Here is a 16,150-nt window from a genome sequence, read left to right as displayed (position 1 = left end):
CAGCGCCTCCGACACCGGATCGGCCCGCTCGCGCCCGCCGGTCAGGGCCGTTCCGAGGCTCCAGCGCGAGGAGCGACGTGACCGAGCCGACCCCCAGCACGACCGCCTGGATCCGCCCGCCCTCACTCGACCTGGTCACCGGGATCGGCCGCGGCATGGGCGAACTCGCCGAACGGATGGGGATCGTCTGGCACGAGCTCACGCCGCGGCACTCGGTCGCGTCGATGCCCGTCGAGGGCAATCGGCAGCCGGTCGGCATCCTGCACGGCGGTGCTCACGTGGTGCTGGCGGAGTCGATGGGGTCGATCGCGGCGAACGTCCACGCGGGCAAGGGCCGGCTCGCGATGGGCATCGAGCTGAACGCGAGCCACAGCCGCTCCGTGCGCTCGGGTTTCGTGATCGCCACCTGCGACGCCCTGCACCTCGGCACCACCCTGACCACGCACGAGATCGTCGTGCGGGATCAGGAGGGGCGCCGCCTCTCCACCGTCCGGATCACCAACATCCTCCGCGACGCCCGCTGAAGGGGCCCCGCCTCGACCTGTCAGGCCTCGCTACGGGAGGTGATGTCGAGGGCCGCTCCGAGGACTGCGACGACTCCCGCCGCGACGAAGGACGCCATCGGCACTCCGAGCTGAAAGGCGAGCACCATGCCTGCGACGCCTATCGCCAGCTGGACGTAGTACGCGCGCGCCGCGGACGCCGTGCTGATTCGTTCAAGGAACCATGCCCACTTCCCTTCCGAGGATGGCGGGATCGCTCGAGGTAGGAACGCGAGGAGCAGTAGACCGCCTATCAGGACCACAGCGGGCGCCGTCGTCTCGATGACCGATCGAGATGCCCCGACCGCGAGCACGATGACGAGCGAGACTGTGAAGAGAAGTAAGCCGAGCCTGGTCCGAGGTTGACCCCATCTCGACTCGCGAACTGCAGAAGTGTGCGACATTTCCTACTCCCTGCAAGGTTCCACGACGGGGAAAGATGCGGCAGCCACGTAGTGCAAATGGCGGATTCCGACGCATTTTCCCTCATTATCCGCCCGGTTCGCGGCATCGATCGCAACCCCCGCGGCAAGACCGCAGGCCCAGGCTGCCGACCCACACGCGGCCGAGAGCACCGCGGCGGCGAAGTTAGACTCATTTGCTAGACGCTGAGTGTCCGAGCGACTGTACAGTAGCGTGCACAACGCGGCATCACATTCGAGACTGGGATCAGCGACCACTGGATAACTAGCACCGGCGTGCTGCACATGCTGCACGAGTTCGTCTCCGTCTACCTCGTACCAGGTTTCGACATCGGCGCCGTCAGAGCCTCGAGCCCACGGCGGCGCGACCGAATTCAGGACGTTTCCCTCCTCGTCCTTGATGAGCACACCACCCCTACTGGTTAACTCGAGTTCGGCAGGGGCATTATTTGCTGTAAAAGAGAACCGATACTCAGTAGGAGAATCTGCTCCCGGGATGACAACATAGCCCGCCGCCGCCGACGCATCTTGAGAGCTAGTCATGACTACATTTGCGTGCTCGTCTGGGAAGAGCATGACGCCGGAGTCGACCCGCCTTCCCTTGCCGAGATTTGCAGGGGTCATACCCACCTCGCCCTGAGGAGTCGAGATTGAGAGTCCGTCGCTCTCACTGAGAGTCTCAGAAGCCAGGGCGGAATTCTTTTCCCCGCCGAGACGTGCCTGCTTGTCTACCTCAGGGGCCGTGAGCGCACGGTCAGACAGCAGAGAATCGGTCGCGAGTAGGTTAAGAGAATCCAGCGCTCGAATTGCTTCGTCTGCCGCGGGAAGCACTTCGCCCGATTGCGAGTTGCTTCTTTGCGATATCTGAGCATCCGCCACGTGGGCGGAACCGAAAATTGAACCTGCGACAGTCACTGCCGCAAGCATAAGAGACAATGTTTTTCTTTCAGCATATGTACCCCACGCTTATTGATGTGAAATAGAAAAGCCACCCAAAATTTTTCTGCTGGTTCACAACCAATACAACGTTATTAGTATGAATTGTGCATTGATTCGAGAAAACCCCCTCATGAGCGGCCTTCTTCACCGTAACACTGGTTTCGGTGGCGCTGTCAAGCGACCGCGCGCGACTGTCCTCTCCGAGCCCGAGGGGCGACACTGAGCGGGTGAGCCTTCGCCAACTCCTCAAGAGCCTCCCGCCCCTGCCCTCCGAGCTGCCTCCGTTCGACGCGGAGGCGGCTCCGGCCAACCCGATCGAGCTGTTCGGGCTGTGGCTCGAGGAGGCGAAGGGCGCGGGGCAGCTCCTCCCCCACGCCGCGACGCTCTCCACCGCCGCCGACGACGGCACCGTCTCTGCACGCGTGCTCGTGCTGCGCGAGATCGACGAAGCGGGCTGGGCGTTCTCGACCCACGCCTCCAGCCCGAAGGGGCGCGCGATGGAGGCGAACCCGCATGCCGCGCTCACCTTCTTCTGGCCGGTGCAGGGCCGGCAGGTCCGCGTCGAGGGCCGCAGTGAACGCGCCTCTGCACAGGAGTCCGCCGACGATTTCCGCCGCCGCTCTGAACCTGCGCGCACGGCTCTCCTCGTCGGGCGCCAGAGCGAGCCGATGCGCAGCGCCGCGGACTTCGGACTCGTCACGCTGCAGACCAGCGTCGCCATCGGATGCTCGCCCGCGACGCTCGATCGCGACTGGGCGGTCTACCGGGTGGTCCCGGAGCGGATCGAGTTCTGGCAGGGGTCGAGCGCCCCCGAGCAGGACCACACCCGCCTGGAGTACCGCCCGGTAACGACGGACGCAGGCGATTCCCCGTGGGAGCGCACCCGCCTCTGGCCGTGATCGCCTCGGGCCGTGAGCCCCGCGCCAGGGTGAGCGCTCGACCGACGAGCGCTGGGCCTGAGGAGCGCTAGGCCTGAGGAGCGCTAGGCCTTCTTCGGGCTCAGCTGCTCGATGATCGCCTGCGCGACGTCGTGCATCGTGAGGCGACGATCCATCGACGCCTTCTGGATCCAGCGGAAGGCTTCGGGCTCGGAGAGCCCCATCTTCTCGTTGAGCAGGCCTTTGGCGCGGTCGACGAGCTTGCGAGTCTCGAAACGCTCGACCATGTCGGCGACCTCGGCCTCGAGGGTGAGGATCTGGGCGTAGCGCGAGAGGGCGATCTCGATCGCCGGCAGCAGGTCGCTGGGAGTGAAGGGCTTCACGACGTAGGCGAGGGCACCCGCCTCGCTCGCCCGCTCGACGAGCTCCTTCTGGCTGAAGGCGGTGAGGAGGACGACCGGGGCGATGTGCGCCTTCGAGAGGCGCTCGGCCGCGGAGATGCCGTCGAGCTGGGGCATCTTGACGTCCATGATCACCAGGTCGGGACGGAGCTCGGTCGCGAGGGCCACGGCGGTCTCGCCGTCTCCGGCCTCGCCGACGACCTCGAAGCCGTTGTCGCGGAGGATCTCCACGATGTCCATGCGGATGAGCGATTCGTCTTCGGCGACGACGACCCGACGGGGTGCGGTCGACGAGGGTTCCTGGTCAGTCACGCACGGAAGCCTACGGTATTCTCAGCTGGCTCGTTGTGCGCCGGTGTGGCGGAATGGCAGACGCGGGGCACTCAAAATGCTCTGTCCGAGAGGGCGTGCGGGTTCGAGTCCCGCCACCGGCACAGGAGCGGCACGACCGGCACAGGACCGGCGCGCCGGGTCGCCGGGCGCGCGCCTCCGGTTCGCTACCGTCGTCGGATGAGCATCGATCCCTGGCCCCTGTTCTCACTGGAACTGCGCACCCCTCGCCTCAAGCTTCACCCGGTGCGCGACGCCGACCTCGGCGGGCTCGCGGCAGCGGCGCTCGCGGGCATCCACGAGATCGGCCGCTCGCCATTCCCCTCGACGTGGGCCCAGGCGCCGGCCGACCTGCTTCCCGCCGAGTACGCACGCTTCCACTGGAAACAGCGGGCGGGGATCACCAGGGAGTCGTGGCACGTGGCGTTCGCGGTCGTCGAGAGCGGAACGGTGATCGGCTGCCAGGACATCGTCGCCGAGGCGTTCGCGGCCACCCGCACCCTGACCTCGGGGTCGTGGCTCACCCGGTCGGCGCAAGGACGCGGGCTCGGCCGCGAGATGCGGGCAGCCGTGCTGCTCCTCGCCTTCGACCACCTCGGAGCCGAGGTCGCCGAGAGCGCCGCCCTCGCCTGGAACACCCGTTCGATCCGCGTCTCGGAGGCGCTGGGCTACCGGACCAACGGGACGAGCCGCATCGTCGGCTCGGACGGGGCAGGCGTCGAGGAGGTGCGCTTCCGGGTGACACCCGAGACGTTCGTGCGTCCGGAGTGGCCGCTCGAGGTCTCGGGAGTCGACGCGGCACGCACGATGCTCGTCGAGAACTCGGCGAGGCTTCCCCGCAACCCGCCTCCCGGGTAGCCGCGGCGGAGGATGCCCCGCCGTCGCAGGATCGGCACGAGCTCGTCCAGCATCTGGTGCAGCGTGGTCAGGTCGAAGTCTCCAGAGAAGGCGAGCCCGTCGTTGTACGCGTCCTCGCCCAGCTCCTGGACGACGTCGGACACCTCCTCCGCGGTGCCCACGAACGCGCTCCGCTCGGCGATCAGCCCGAGCCGGGCCTTCGCGGTCAGGAGCTCACGCGCTCGAGGTCGCGCGACGGCCCGGCGGCGATCGCCAGCAGAGCATCATCGCCGAAATGCGCGGAAGCAGCGACCAGCCGCACAGGATCCTCGACCGCCGCCGGGCGCAGCTGCCGGGTCGCGAAGCCCCACTCACCCGCGATGCTCGCCGCGTCCGCCATCTGTCCCGCCTCCTCGCCGCCGACCACCGGCGGTGCGGCCAGGGTTCCACGGCGGTACCCGCGGCGGTGCGGTGTCACCCGCTGTGTCACCCTCGGCGCTGTCGGAGGCGCAGCCCTCGGATCACCAGCCCATCGTGCCGGGCGACCCCTTGAAGGGACCGACCACGCGGGACGTGATCCAGCCGCCGTAGAAGTCCCCCGGCTGGGGCTGCACGCTCTCGCCGTCGACCGTGCACGAGTCCATCCGCCCCGGGTAGAGCGCCACCGTGCCGCGGAGCGCCTCGAAGCCGGGCGCCGGCTCCGGGTAGGTCCAGCCGGCGCCCTCGGCCACAGCTCCTGAACCGCCCCGCACGGTGAGGTACGCCGCCGCCCCCTTGAACTCGCAGTAGCTGCGACCCGGCGCCGGTTCGAGCGCTTCCGCAGCGAAGGACGCGAGAGGGAGGTAGTAGACGGGTGGATGACTCGTCTCGAGCACACGGAGCGACGCCCGGGTCTCGGCGACGACGACGCCGCCCAGCCGGACGACGACGTGCTCGGGGGTCGTCTCGACCCTCGGCGGTCGCGGATAGTCCCAGACGGATTCCTGGCCCTCGGCGGGCCGTACGCGCTTCATGCTGTTCACGCTACGCGTCGGCCGAAGCCCCGCGCCCGCTTCCCGGGAGACGCCCGGCCGGGCGTCGCGCGCCCGCTGATCGCCGCCGCCGAGCCGCTCGATCGCCGAGGTCGCGTAACGTCGTCCTTGCGCCGGACCCCCGAGACCGCCCGCAGAAGGATTCCAGAGTGCCCACCGAATGCATCCACGGCCTCGACATCGCGCTCTGCGACGTCTGCTCCCCCGCCAAGCTCCCCGAGCCCGTCGGCCGCGCCACTCGCGCACCCGCCCGCGTGCCCGGCACGTCCCGAGCGGCGACCGCGCGTGCCGCGGCCCGCGGAACGGCGCGTGAGAAGCCCCTGCCGAAGGTCGACATCGCGGCCCAGCGGATCTACCACGTGACCCACCTCGACAACCTCGAGGCGATCGTCGCCGCCGGCGCCATCCTCGCCGATGAGCTGCTCGACTCCCGTCCCGCCGTCGACGTCAGTGCACCGACCACTCGCGAGCACCGCCGTGCCGTGCAGGTCAAGGACGGCGTGAGCGTCGCGGGATTCGTCCCCTTCTTCCTTTCCCCCGATGCCGCCCTCTGGGCCGATCTGCGCGGAGAGCGCGTCGCGCCGCACTGGTCGCCGAGCGCTCAGGGCACGACGGCCTCGCAGTTCGTGGTCCTCGTGGGATCGCTCGCCTCCGCCCCCGTGCTGAGCGACGGCGACGCCTCCCACGTGCTCACCCGATTCACGGAGGGCGACGCGCTCGTCCGCACGTTCGCGCGACTGCTCGTCGACGAGCCGGCGCTGCGCAGTGCCGAGGCCCTGGTCCCCGAGCGCTTCCCGCTCGACGGCATAGCGACGGTCGGAGTCGCCTCGGTCGCCGCGCGGAAGCGGGTCAAGGCACTGTTCGAGAGCGTCGACGCCTCGCCGAGGGTCGCCGTGTACCCGCCGTGGTTCCACCCGGTCGACGAGGAGGAGTGACCCGGAGCTAGTCGGCGTCGAGCAGGTCGAGTCGGTCGGCGAGGTAGCGGCGCAGGGGCATCAGGCCCTGATCGCCTAAACCCGCTGCCCAGCGCACGAGCACGTCACCGCCTCGCAGCACCAACGGCTCCTGGCCGCGCTCGAGCGCGGCCGCGTCGGTCGCGAGGCGACGCCAACCGTAGTTCACGATCTCGCCCTCGCGGAACGGTCCGTCGAACGCTGCGCGCCGGATCTCGCGGCGCGCCTCCTGCGACTCCGACTGGTTGTTGGCGTGCAGCGGAGCGACGGCCCGAGTGACCGAGCCCGTCGCGGCGAGCTCGCCGTCGTGCCCCAGCAGCACGACTCCGAGGCGCCAGGCGCGGGCGACCGGTGCCATCACGGGCTTCCTCCGGAAACCGAGGACGGGGCGCGGGGTACGCAGCTCGGCGAGAGCCTGATCCGCGACCCCTCGGGCCGACAGCTCGGCCGAGACCTCGCTCAGCAGCGACGCCAGGTCGAGGGCGGCCTGCTCGGCTCCGGGCATCGTCCCTCCTCGCCTCGTCCGACCAGCCTACGGGCGCCGCCGTCACCGGCCTCACCGCCGAGCACCGTTACGATCACCTGACGACACCGAGGAGGACGAGCGATGCGCGTCATCATGATGGGCCCGCCCGGCGTGGGCAAGGGCACCCAGGCGACGATCCTGGCCCGCGACCTGGGCGTGCCGGCGATCTCGACGGGCGAGCTGTTCCGCGCGCACGTGGCCGACGGCACGGAGCTGGGCCGGCGTCTGCGCTCTCTGGTCGAGGCCGGCGAGTACGTCCCCGATGAGGTGACGAACACCCTGGTCGCGGAGCGGCTCGACGAACCGGACGCGCACGAGGGCTTCATCCTCGACGGCTACCCGCGCACACTCGCGCAGGTGGACGAGCTCGAGCGGATGTTGCGGGAGCGCGGAGCCGAACTCTCCTGTGTCGTGATGCTGAGCGCCGATCCCGAGGTGGTCCTCTCACGCCTGCACACCCGCGCGGCGGACCAGGGCAGGGCCGACGACGATCCCGAGGTCGTCCGCACCCGGATCGCCGTCTACGAGCGTGAGACCGCCCCGCTCGAGCAGGTCTACACCGAGCGGGGCCTGCTCGTGCGCATCGACGGCTCGGCGACTCCGGAGGAGGTGGCCGAGAGGATCATCGCGGCGTGCCGGCCCGAATGAGCCGACCTGCCGCCACGGGAGGTCAGATCGCCGAGGCGAGGACCTCGTCGAGCGTGGCCGAGGCCTCCTCGTCGGTGCCCTTGAGAGCGAGCGAGAGCTCGGACACGAGGATCTGACGGGCCTTGAGGAGCATGCGCTTCTCACCGGCCGAGACCCCGCCGGCCTGCTCGCGGCGCCATAGGTCGCGGACGACCTCGCTGACGCGGTAGACGCTGCCGCTGGCCATCTTCTCCTGATTGGCCTTGAAGCGGCGCGACCAGTTGCTGGCCTCCTCGGCAACATCGCTGCGCAGGACGTCGTAGACGGCCTGAACGCCCGCGTCGTCGATGATCTCGCGCACGCCGACGAGCTCGGCGTTCTCGACGGGGAGGGTGATGGTGAGCTCGCTGGTGTGCACGTTCATCGTCATGAACGTCTTCTCGACGCCTTTGACCGAGCGCTTCTCGAGTCCCGTGATCGTCACCGCTCCGTGGTGGGGGTAGACCAGGGTCTCGCCGACCTCGAATGTCATCATGTCGTGCCTTTCATCGTGGGGCGTGGGGGGAGTGGGGAAGCAGGGGGCCGCAGCGGCGCTTCGGCGAGCCAGGGCGGGAGGAGCGCCACCAGGTGGTCGACGATCTCCTCGTCGGTGCCGTCGAGCGAGCCGGCGAGCCAGGCTCCCGCTACGGCGAGCACCCCTCCCGCGGCGAAGGTCGCGGTGAGGTCGGTGTCGACCTCGGCGGGGACGTCGACCCGGCCGAGCACCTCGCGGTGCAGGGCGAGGGCGGTGCCGAGCACGGCGTCGTCGGAGGCGACGCGGGCAGAGGAACGGGCGCGCAGTCGGGCGTGGAAGGCGTGGCGGTCGACCAGGCGCTCGACCAGACGGGAGTATCCGCGCTGCAGAGCGTCGGCGCCCGTGCGGTCGGCGGAATCGGACTCGGTCACGTCGGCGACCACCAGGTCCTCGCGGAGCAGGGCGGAGGCGACTCCCGCCGCGTCGTCGAAGTGCGCGTAGAACGAGCTGCGGCTGATGCCGGCCTCGCGGACGATGTCGCTCACCGCGATGCCTTCTGCCCGATCCCCGTCGCTCTGCATGACGATGCGCTCGACTGCGTCGAACACGCGTCGCCGGGTGCGGCGGGCACGCGGATCGGCGGATCCCGGTGACGAGGGGGACTCCGCCGCGTGCATGGAGGCGAGGCGAGCGGAAGTCATCGACGGAAGCATACCACTTCCCGGACAGGTGTTCGAGAACGGCCGCTCAGGAGCTGCGAGCGGCCGTCTGCTCCAGACCGGCGATGCGGTCGAGGGCCGCCCGCTCGCTCGGCAGGACGCGACCGAGGTGACGCCGCAGGACCACGAAGAGGAGACGAGTGGCCGTGATCGCCGGCCACCACGGCCGCCGCAGACCGAGCAGGCGCCGCACCTCGGGGGTGAGCGAGGCGACAGCGCCGGCGAAGAGCAACGGATAGACCACGCCCGCCTCGCCGGGCAGCCGGATGTCACGGAGGAAGCCGACCGCCTCGCGAACCCGCTCATCGGGCTTCAGCTCGCCCGCGAAGCCGGCCAGCTGGGCCCGCAGCTCCGCCTCGGTCTCGGGCGGGTGCTCGACGCCGAGCAGACGTCCCGAGGCCGCCCATTCGCGGACGTAGGCATCCGGTCCGCCCGGGATCGCGCCTCCCCAGATCTTGTGCGCCCCGAGGAACGCCTCGGTGAAGGCGTCGTGCACCCAGAGCAGCAGCCGCGGGTCCTGGGCGGAGTAGGAGCGCTCGTGACCGTCGGCGTCGTCGTAGGAGCCGACGATCCGCTCATGGACGCCCGTGACCCAGCCGGCGGCGTCACGCGCGGCGGTCGTGTCGCCGAAGCTCGTCGTCAGCACCCAGCGCACGGTGTTGTCGAGGCGGCCCATCGGATCCTCGCGGTAGCGGGAGTGGTCGTGGACACCGGCCATCGCACCGGCGTGCAGGGTCTGCATCAGCAGAGCGCGCACCCCTGCGACCATCGTGGGCAGGCCGCCGTTGACTGCCCACACCGCACTCCCCGGTCCGAAGAGGCCCGCGTCCTCCCCCGTCTCGAGGGCGACGACCCAGTCGGCGCGGGGACGGGGTCGGCGGCGGCTCATCCGCTCAGTGTGCGCTCGGAGGCTGGGTCGCGGCTGGCGATCCGTCGGAGGGGTCGTCACTCGGCGAGGAGCTCCCGCAGGTCGCCTGCGGTCAGCGTCCGGGCGAAGAGCTCACCCTCGTCGAGGACCGCCGCGCTCAGCCGGCCCTTGCGCTCCTGGAGCCGAACGATCTTCTCCTCGATCGTGTCCTGAGCGATGAGGCGGTACACGTTGACCCGCCGCTCCTGACCGATGCGGTGGGCCCTGTCGACCGCCTGGGCCTCGGCCGCGGGGTTCCACCACGGATCGAGGATGAAGACGTGATCGGCCTCGGTGAGGGTCAGGCCCGTGCCGCCGGCCTTGAGGCTGATCAGGAAGACGGGTGCCGCTCCGGAGCGGAACTCGTCGATCACCCCGACCCGATCCCGCGTCGATCCGTCGAGCTGGACGAACGGGATCCCGCTCGCCCGCAGCCGCTCCCCCGCCCGCTCGAGGTAGGAGGTGAACGTGCTGAAGACGAGCGCTCGCCGTCCCTCGGCGAGGACGTCACCGAGCTGCTCGACCAGCGCCTCGAGCTTGGCGGACGGCACGTGCCGGTACGCCGGGTCGATGAGGGAGGCGTCGAGCGCCAGCAGGCGCAGCAGTGTGAGCGAGCGGAACACGGTGAAGCGCTGACGGTCGAGGTCGTCGACGAGGCCCAGCAGCTTGCGCCGCTCGCGCTGGAGGTAGCCGTCGTAGAGCACCCGATGGCTCGGGGCGAGCACGACCTCGACGGTCTGCTCCTGCTTCTCCGGCAGCTCCGGCGCCACCGCCTCCTTGGTGCGACGGAGGAGGAACGGGCGGAGTCGTCGGCGCAGACGTTCGACCCGGCGGCGCGCTCCCTCGGTGTGGGCGACGGTGCGACCCTCGGAGAGATCGGGCGAGGCGATGCCGACCGGCGCCTCCGCGTGCAGGATCGGCCGGGTGTACTCCTCGCGGAACCGTCGCAGCGGCGGGAGCAGACCGGGCGCCACCAGCGCCACCACCGCCCAGAGTTCGTCGAGGGAGTTCTCGAGCGGGGTGCCGGTGAGAGCGAGGGTGACGGGCGCCCCGACTCCGCGAGCGGCGCGATGCGTCTCTGAGGCGGGGTTCTTCACGAACTGGGCCTCGTCGAGGATGAGAGCCGACCATGTCCGCGATGCCCACCGCTCGCCGCCGAGCCGGAGAACGGCGTAGCTGGTGAGCACCACGTCGGCGTCGGCCGGCACGGCCTCGAGCGAGCCCTCGCGGGAGCTGCGGACGATGTGCACTCGCAGGCTCGGCGCGAAGCGCTCGGCCTCCGAGCGCCAACCCGGCACGACCGACGTCGGCGCCACGACCAGGAACGGCGCGCGGCGCTCCCCCGTGCGACGCGCCTCCTCGACCGCCTCGAGCATCATCGCCAGCGCCTGCAGGGTCTTGCCCAGGCCCATGTCGTCGGCGAGGATCCCGCCCAGACCGCTGCGGAGGCGGTGCACCAGCCAGGCGTACCCCACGCGCTGATAGGGCCGAAGGCCGGTGCGGAGACCTGCCGGCGGCTCCACCTCGGTCGGCGAGCCCGCCGCCAGCGCGGACGCGAGAACATCACGCCACGCGTCGGAGGCGATGCTCTCGTCGGCCAGCTCCTCCAGCTCGTTCCAGAGCGCGGTCTGGTGACGGCCGAGCCGGGGGCCCGTCTCCCACTCGCCGAGCTCGTCGGCGCGGGTCAGCAGCTCGCGCAGGCGGTCGAGGCCGGGGTGGGCGAGCGAGAGGTAGGAGTGGTCGACGAGGCGGATGCGGTCGCCGCCGGACGACAGGGCTCGGAACAGAGGGAGGAAGGGCACGGTCGCGTCGCCGATCGTGACGACCACCCCGAGGTCGAACCAGTCGGCGCTCTCGGTGTCCACAGCCGTGACGGTCATCGTGAGCGGTCCGTTCAGGAGGCGGTAGTCGGGAGCCACGCCCTCGCGCTCCACCCGCACTCCGCCGACACCCTCGAGCACCGGCAGCTGCTCGACCACGAACACCGCGGCCTCGGCTCCCCGCAGGACGGCGCTCGACCCCGGCTCCGGGACGAGCGCGGACCCGGCCTCGGCGAGCACAGAGCGCGCCCTGAGCAGGACGGCGCGCTCGTGGGCCGCGTCGGCGGTGCCGTCGATCTCGCCGGCGCGATCGGGGGATCGCCGCCAGTGCCAGTCGACCCGCACGTCCCGCCGGGGCTCGAACGAGACGGTGCACACCAGTCGGGGCGGCTCGGGCTGGTCGAGCGCGGGCGCCACCCCTTCGTCGCGCAGCGCCACCCGGCTTCGCAGCGCGGGAAGGTGCTCGCGGACGAACTCGACGACGTCGTGCGCGGGCACCACCGTGCTGCCGGGGTGATCGAGCAGCCTCAGCTCCTCGTCGCCGAAGGGCAGGGGAGCCGGTGCCAGCACGAGCGACGAGGGATCGTCCGACGTGACGGCGTAGATCCCGTGCCGGGCGATCGGGCGAGCGGACTCGAGCGGATGCTCGGCGCCGTCGATCCGCAGGACGGGCCGCAGGTGCAGCGCGCCCTCCTCCTCGGACACGGTCATCGCGAGGCGGGCGTCGCCCGCGAGCCGGACGGTGCCCTTCTCGGGTGCAAGGAGGGGGATCGCGGCCGCGTGGGCGTGCTCGAGCAGCTGCCAGAGCAGCGGGCTCTCGTAGTCGTCGAGGTGGATCCAGTCCGGATCCTGGCCGAGGTGGACGGTCCGGGTGGCGCGGTGCAGCGCTGCGAATTCGGCGAACCAGCGCTGATGCTCGGGATCGAGCGCGAGCCGGTGGGTCTGGAAGTTCAGCGACTTCCAGGTGAGCGTGCTGCGGTTCCACGCCCCGCCCCTCCCCCGCACCACCGGGCGCGTCGCGAGCCGGTACTCCCGCCGCTCGTCGGGGTCATAGCCCTTCGCGCTGATGCGCTCGCTCGCAGGGGCCCGCCACGGATCGTCGGCGCGACGCACCAGCCGCCGCAGCTCGAACTGCAGGCCGATCGGCGTCAGCACCGGAGCGGCCTCGCCCTCGAGGGAGCCGCTGAGCTCGGCGACGCGGGCACGCCACGGAGCAGAGGGCGTCTCGGAGGGCATCGCACCATCGTGCCACGCACCCCCGACACGCTCGCCGAGCGCCCGCGCGATCCGGGTGACGGGCAGAATCGGAGCATGAGCAGCAGCGACTCCCCCGAGCCCACCGTTCTCACCGTCGGCAGCGAGAGCCTGCGCATCGCGCTGACGACAGCCGGTGCCGAGATGACGTCCCTCCGGGACGGCGAGGGCCGTGAGTACCTCTGGCAGGCCGGCCCAGAGTGGCGCCGCCACGCCCCGGTGCTGTTCCCGATCATCGGCCGGCTGCCGAACGACACGCTCCACCACGAGGGGCTCGACTACCCGATGGGCCAGCACGGCATCGCTCGCGATCGGGTCTTCGAGCTCGCGGGAGTCTCGGCCGACGAGGCCGTCTTCCGTCTGCGGAGCGACCAGGACACCCGTGCGGTGTTCCCCTTCGACTGGACTCTCCTGATCGCGTACGCCGTCACCGGTGCGACCGTGCGGATCACTCAGACCGTCGAGAACCGCGGCGCGGGCCCGCTCGGAGTGTCGGTGGGCAACCACCCGGCCTTCGCGCTGCCGCTGCCGGCGGCACGCGGCGAGCACCGCATCCGCTTCGCGCAGCCCGAGCCGGAGGGGTTCCGTCGCGCGCCGGAGAACCTGCTGCTGGAGCAGCGTCACCCGGCGCCGCTCGAGAACGGTGCGCTGAGGGTCGACGACACGCACTTCGAGCAGGGCGTCATGATCTTCGACGAGTCGCGCCGCCGCTCGCTCCGTCTCGAGGCCGAGGGAGCCGCTCGCTCGGTCGAGGTCGACACGGGCGACTTCGATGTGGTGGGCGTGTGGAAGCCGGTCGGCGCCCCCTTCGTCTGCCTCGAGCCCTGGCGCGGCGTGCCGACGCCGGAGGGCTGGGACGGCGACATCGTCGACAAGCCGCGGCAGCTCGTCCTGGGCGCCGGCGAGCAGCGTTCCCTCTCCTACAGCATCGCGCTGGTCTGACGCTCCTCGCGCTGGATCTGCGCGTCGAGCAGTTCGAAGCGCCGGATGATCAGCCCCTCGCGGGTCGCCCACGGGCAGATCACCAGCGTCTCGACGCCGAGGGCGTCCATCGCCGCCTCGGCCACCAGCGCACCGGCGAGCAGCTGTGGCGCCCGCAGGGCCGAGACGCCCGGTAGGGCCGACCGGTCGGCGGCGCTGATGGCGGCGAGCCGCGAGGACCACAGGCGCAGGTCGACCAGGTGCAGCTCCCGGCGCACCAGCGGTCCCGCTGCACTCGGTGCAGCACCTGTGATCCGCGCGAGCGAGCGGAAGGTCTTGGAGGTGCCCGCGACGAGGTCGGGACGGCCGAGGGAGAGGAAGGCGCGCACCGGCTCCGCGAGCAGCTCGCGGGCGTGACGGCGAGCTGCCTTGACGCTGGTGGCGGAGGCGGGATCGCCGACCAGCAGGTCGCGGGTCACGCGCCCAGCACCCAGCGGCACCGAGACTGCGAGCTCGGGCACTTCGTCGACCCCCCTCGCCAGCTCGAACGAACCCCCGCCGATGTCGAGCCCGAGTATCGAGCCCGCCCCCCAGCCGAACCAGCGGCGCACGGCGAGGAACGTGGCCGACGCCTCCGCCTCCCCGCCGAGCTCCTGCAGGTGAACCCCGGTCTCGGCGCGCACCCGCTCGAGGACCGCCGCGCCGTTCCCGGCCTCCCGGACCGCGGAGGTGGCGAAGGCGAGCAGGTCCTCCGCGCGGTGCTCGCGGGCGACCTCGGCGGCCTCGGCGACGAACGAGATCAGCTCGCGCTGGCCCTGCTCGGTGATGTCGCCGGCCGTATCCAGGTGGGCGACGAGCGCGAGGCTGCGCTTGTGCGAGCGGTAGGGCACCGGGCGGGCTCCGGGATGCGCGTCGACGAGGAGCAGGTGGACCGTGTTGGAGCCGATGTCGAGTACGCCGAGTCGCATCCGACCACCGTATCCGGCTGAGGAGGGCCGGCTCGTCACCGCGCTCCCGCGGACGACGGAGGGCCCGGCCGCCGAGGCGACCGGACCCTCCGGGGTGTTGGACTCAGTGGTCCCAGTTCTCGACCTTGTCGGCTGAGCTCGAAGAGCCGACGATGTGCACCCGCATGTCGTTGGTGGTGCCTGCGCGCCCGGGGGGCGATCCGGAGACGACGACGACGGTCTCGCCGGGTTCGGCGAGGCCCTCGCGGAGCAGGACCGCGTCGACCTGGGCGAACATCGCGTCGGTGTGGTTCACCCGCGGGGTGACGAACGATTGCACTCCCCAGTTCAGAGCCATCCGGCGACGGACAGCCGGCTCCGGAGTGAAACCGATGATCGGGATGCCGTGGCGCAGGCGCGTCATGCGGCGCACGGAATCGCCGGACTCCGTGAAGACGCAGAGGAATTTGGCCTCGACGAACTCGGCGACCTCGGCGGCGGCCAGCGTGACCGATCCGCCCTGGGTGCGAGGCTTGCTGCCGAGCGGAGGGATGCGCTCGAGGCCGTGCTCCTCGGTGGACTCGACGATGCGGGCCATGGTCTGGACGGTGACGACCGGCCAGGCCCCGACGCTGGTCTCGCCCGAGAGCATCACGGCATCGGCGCCGTCGAGGATGGCGTTCGCGACGTCGGAGGCCTCGGCGCGCGTGGGGCGCGGGCTCTCGATCATCGACTCGAGCATCTGCGTCGCGACGATGACCGGCTTCGCCCAGCGACGGGCGAGCTCCACCGCGTGCTTCTGCACGATCGGCACCGCCTCGAGGGGCAGTTCGACACCGAGGTCGCCGCGGGCGACCATGATGCCGTCGAAGACGTCGATGATCTCCTGCAGGTTGTCGACCGCCTGCGGCTTCTCGATCTTGGCGATGACCGGAGCCTTGCGGCCCTCCTCCGCCATGATCTCGTGCACGCGCGTGATGTCGCTCGCGTTGCGCACGAACGAGAGCGCGATGATGTCGGCGCCGAGGCGGATCGCCCAGCGGAGGTCGTCCTCGTCCTTCTGCGAGAGGGCGGGGACGTTGACCGCGACTCCGGGCAGGTTGATGCCCTTGTTGTTCGAGACGTTGCCGGGCACGACGACCTCGGTGACCACGCGCTGGCCCTCGACGGAGGTGACGCGGACAGCGACCTTGCCGTCGTCGATGAGCAGCATGTCGCCCGGGTTCACGTCGTCCGGGAGGCCCTTGAACGTGGTGCCCGACAGCTCCTTGGTGCCGAGGACGTCCTCGGTGGTGATGGTGAAGACGTCGCCCTCGGCGAGGGCGTACGGCCCGCCCTCGAACTTGCCGAGGCGGATCTTGGGACCCTGCAGGTCGACCAGGACAGCGACCGCGCGACCGGCGTCGTCCGCCGCCTTGCGCACCGTGCGGTAGACGCCCTCGTGGACGTCGTAACTGCCGTGGCTGAGGTTCATGCGGGCCACGTCCACACCGGCGTCGATGATCGCACGAATGGTCTCGTACGACGACGTTGCCGGGCCGAGGGTGGCGACGATTTTCGCTCGTCTCATTGAGGGGGTGCT

The 16,150-nt window shown here is 70.7% G+C and carries 18 protein-coding genes and 1 tRNA gene; 7 read left to right on the top strand and 12 right to left on the bottom strand.

What is annotated here, in order from left to right:
- The first annotated feature begins 77 nt into the window (after positions 1-77).
- Positions 78-524 carry a PaaI family thioesterase gene (locus tag GSU10_RS07090; protein ID WP_413784017.1) on the top strand — a complete coding sequence of 149 codons (447 nt, stop codon included), beginning with the start codon at positions 78-80 and terminating at the stop codon, positions 522-524.
- A 20-nt stretch (positions 525-544) separates the two neighbouring features.
- Here the strand turns inward: GSU10_RS07090 and GSU10_RS07085 are convergent, their stop codons facing one another.
- Entirely contained in the window at positions 545-946 is a 402-nt protein-coding gene (locus tag GSU10_RS07085) for a hypothetical protein (protein ID WP_132504351.1), read from the bottom strand.
- Between the two features lie 3 nt (positions 947-949).
- Positions 950-1,879, bottom strand: coding sequence for a hypothetical protein (locus GSU10_RS07080; protein ID WP_132504353.1), 930 nt, complete (start codon positions 1,877-1,879; stop codon positions 950-952).
- A gap of 251 nt (positions 1,880-2,130) precedes the next feature.
- Between GSU10_RS07080 and GSU10_RS07075 the strand changes: the two genes are divergently transcribed.
- Complete coding sequence (locus tag GSU10_RS07075) at positions 2,131-2,802, top strand: pyridoxine/pyridoxamine 5'-phosphate oxidase (protein ID WP_158286068.1); 672 nt, start codon at positions 2,131-2,133, stop codon at positions 2,800-2,802.
- Positions 2,803-2,885: 83 nt separating this feature from the next.
- Here the strand turns inward: GSU10_RS07075 and GSU10_RS07070 are convergent, their stop codons facing one another.
- Positions 2,886-3,494: an ANTAR domain-containing response regulator gene (locus GSU10_RS07070; RefSeq protein ID WP_068207899.1), complete on the bottom strand. Its 609-nt coding sequence runs from the start codon at positions 3,492-3,494 to the stop codon at positions 2,886-2,888.
- A 39-nt stretch (positions 3,495-3,533) separates the two neighbouring features.
- Between GSU10_RS07070 and GSU10_RS07065 the strand changes: the two genes are divergently transcribed.
- Together GSU10_RS07065 and GSU10_RS07060 are read left to right on the top strand one after the other, a co-directional pair.
- A tRNA-Leu gene (locus GSU10_RS07065) sits at positions 3,534-3,616 on the top strand.
- Between the two features lie 76 nt (positions 3,617-3,692).
- Positions 3,693-4,370, top strand: coding sequence for a GNAT family N-acetyltransferase (locus GSU10_RS07060; RefSeq protein ID WP_068207902.1), 678 nt, complete (start codon positions 3,693-3,695; stop codon positions 4,368-4,370).
- Positions 4,371-4,575: 205 nt separating this feature from the next.
- Here the strand turns inward: GSU10_RS07060 and GSU10_RS07055 are convergent, their stop codons facing one another.
- Positions 4,576-4,827, bottom strand: a complete 252-nt coding sequence (locus GSU10_RS07055) for a hypothetical protein (RefSeq protein WP_132504355.1) — start codon at positions 4,825-4,827, stop codon at positions 4,576-4,578.
- Between the two features lie 43 nt (positions 4,828-4,870).
- Positions 4,871-5,362 (bottom strand): DUF427 domain-containing protein, encoded by a 492-nt coding sequence (locus tag GSU10_RS07050; protein WP_068207944.1) that lies wholly within the window; start codon positions 5,360-5,362, stop codon positions 4,871-4,873.
- Positions 5,363-5,529: 167 nt separating this feature from the next.
- Between GSU10_RS07050 and GSU10_RS07045 the strand changes: the two genes are divergently transcribed.
- Complete coding sequence (locus GSU10_RS07045) at positions 5,530-6,315, top strand: DarT ssDNA thymidine ADP-ribosyltransferase family protein (protein WP_158286069.1); 786 nt, start codon at positions 5,530-5,532, stop codon at positions 6,313-6,315.
- Between the two features lie 7 nt (positions 6,316-6,322).
- Here GSU10_RS07045 and GSU10_RS07040 read toward each other — a convergent pair whose 3' ends face one another.
- On the bottom strand, positions 6,323-6,838 hold the full coding sequence (locus GSU10_RS07040) for a hypothetical protein (RefSeq protein WP_068207908.1): 516 nt from the start codon (positions 6,836-6,838) through the stop codon (positions 6,323-6,325).
- Positions 6,839-6,940: 102 nt separating this feature from the next.
- Between GSU10_RS07040 and GSU10_RS07035 the strand changes: the two genes are divergently transcribed.
- On the top strand, positions 6,941-7,507 hold the full coding sequence (locus GSU10_RS07035) for an adenylate kinase (protein WP_068207910.1): 567 nt from the start codon (positions 6,941-6,943) through the stop codon (positions 7,505-7,507).
- A gap of 22 nt (positions 7,508-7,529) precedes the next feature.
- On the opposite strand, the gene GSU10_RS07030 is transcribed toward GSU10_RS07035, so the two are convergent.
- Genes GSU10_RS07030 through GSU10_RS07015 form a run of 4 tightly spaced genes read right to left on the bottom strand, consistent with a single transcriptional unit; the run spans position 7,530 to position 12,682 of the window.
- Positions 7,530-8,018 carry a CarD family transcriptional regulator gene (locus GSU10_RS07030; RefSeq protein WP_068207950.1) on the bottom strand — a complete coding sequence of 163 codons (489 nt, stop codon included), beginning with the start codon at positions 8,016-8,018 and terminating at the stop codon, positions 7,530-7,532.
- The gene (locus GSU10_RS07025; protein ID WP_158286070.1) at positions 8,018-8,701 is read right to left on the bottom strand and encodes a TetR/AcrR family transcriptional regulator; all 684 of its coding nucleotides are present in this window, start codon (positions 8,699-8,701) and stop codon (positions 8,018-8,020) included. The genes GSU10_RS07030 and GSU10_RS07025 overlap by 1 nt, the downstream gene beginning before the upstream one ends.
- 46 nt (positions 8,702-8,747) lie before the next feature.
- Positions 8,748-9,608 (bottom strand): oxygenase MpaB family protein, encoded by an 861-nt coding sequence (locus tag GSU10_RS07020; protein WP_068207916.1) that lies wholly within the window; start codon positions 9,606-9,608, stop codon positions 8,748-8,750.
- A 56-nt stretch (positions 9,609-9,664) separates the two neighbouring features.
- On the bottom strand, positions 9,665-12,682 hold the full coding sequence (locus tag GSU10_RS07015; protein ID WP_132504361.1) for a DEAD/DEAH box helicase: 3,018 nt from the start codon (positions 12,680-12,682) through the stop codon (positions 9,665-9,667).
- Positions 12,683-12,757: 75 nt separating this feature from the next.
- Here GSU10_RS07015 and GSU10_RS07010 point away from each other — a divergent pair, with 75 nt between their 5' ends.
- Positions 12,758-13,642, top strand: coding sequence for an aldose 1-epimerase family protein (locus tag GSU10_RS07010; protein ID WP_068207953.1), 885 nt, complete (start codon positions 12,758-12,760; stop codon positions 13,640-13,642).
- On the opposite strand, the gene GSU10_RS07005 is transcribed toward GSU10_RS07010, so the two are convergent.
- Positions 13,621-14,589 (bottom strand): Ppx/GppA family phosphatase, encoded by a 969-nt coding sequence (locus GSU10_RS07005; RefSeq protein WP_132504363.1) that lies wholly within the window; start codon positions 14,587-14,589, stop codon positions 13,621-13,623. The genes GSU10_RS07010 and GSU10_RS07005 overlap by 22 nt on opposite strands.
- Before the next feature lie 103 nt (positions 14,590-14,692).
- On the bottom strand, positions 14,693-16,138 hold the full coding sequence (gene pyk / locus GSU10_RS07000; RefSeq protein WP_068207926.1) for a pyruvate kinase: 1,446 nt from the start codon (positions 16,136-16,138) through the stop codon (positions 14,693-14,695).
- Between the last annotated feature and the right edge of the window lie 12 nt (positions 16,139-16,150).

The organism is Rathayibacter tanaceti, from assembly GCF_009834165.1.
Classification (GTDB): domain Bacteria; phylum Actinomycetota; class Actinomycetes; order Actinomycetales; family Microbacteriaceae; genus Rathayibacter; species Rathayibacter tanaceti.
The sequence above is the reverse complement of the archived record's forward strand: the minus strand, read 5'-3'. Positions and strand labels throughout refer to the sequence as shown.

Bases quoted from the DNA above. Each gene is read 5' to 3' on its own strand.
- GSU10_RS07085 (WP_132504351.1), bottom strand. From the start codon at position 946: ATGTCGCACACTTCTGCAGTTCGCGAGTCGAGATGGGGTCAACCTCGG.
- GSU10_RS07060 (WP_068207902.1), top strand. From the start codon at position 3,693: ATGAGCATCGATCCCTGGCCCCTGTTCTCACTGGAACTGCGCACCCCT.
- GSU10_RS07050 (WP_068207944.1), bottom strand. From the start codon at position 5,362: ATGAAGCGCGTACGGCCCGCCGAGGGCCAGGAATCCGTCTGGGACTAT.
- GSU10_RS07040 (WP_068207908.1), bottom strand. From the start codon at position 6,838: ATGCCCGGAGCCGAGCAGGCCGCCCTCGACCTGGCGTCGCTGCTGAGC.
- GSU10_RS07035 (WP_068207910.1), top strand. From the start codon at position 6,941: ATGCGCGTCATCATGATGGGCCCGCCCGGCGTGGGCAAGGGCACCCAG.
- GSU10_RS07030 (WP_068207950.1), bottom strand. From the start codon at position 8,018: ATGACATTCGAGGTCGGCGAGACCCTGGTCTACCCCCACCACGGAGCG.
- GSU10_RS07025 (WP_158286070.1), bottom strand. From the start codon at position 8,701: ATGACTTCCGCTCGCCTCGCCTCCATGCACGCGGCGGAGTCCCCCTCG.
- GSU10_RS07020 (WP_068207916.1), bottom strand. From the start codon at position 9,608: ATGAGCCGCCGCCGACCCCGTCCCCGCGCCGACTGGGTCGTCGCCCTC.
- GSU10_RS07015 (WP_132504361.1), bottom strand. From the start codon at position 12,682: ATGCCCTCCGAGACGCCCTCTGCTCCGTGGCGTGCCCGCGTCGCCGAG.
- GSU10_RS07010 (WP_068207953.1), top strand. From the start codon at position 12,758: ATGAGCAGCAGCGACTCCCCCGAGCCCACCGTTCTCACCGTCGGCAGC.
- GSU10_RS07005 (WP_132504363.1), bottom strand. From the start codon at position 14,589: ATGCGACTCGGCGTACTCGACATCGGCTCCAACACGGTCCACCTGCTC.
- pyk (WP_068207926.1), bottom strand. From the start codon at position 16,138: ATGAGACGAGCGAAAATCGTCGCCACCCTCGGCCCGGCAACGTCGTCG.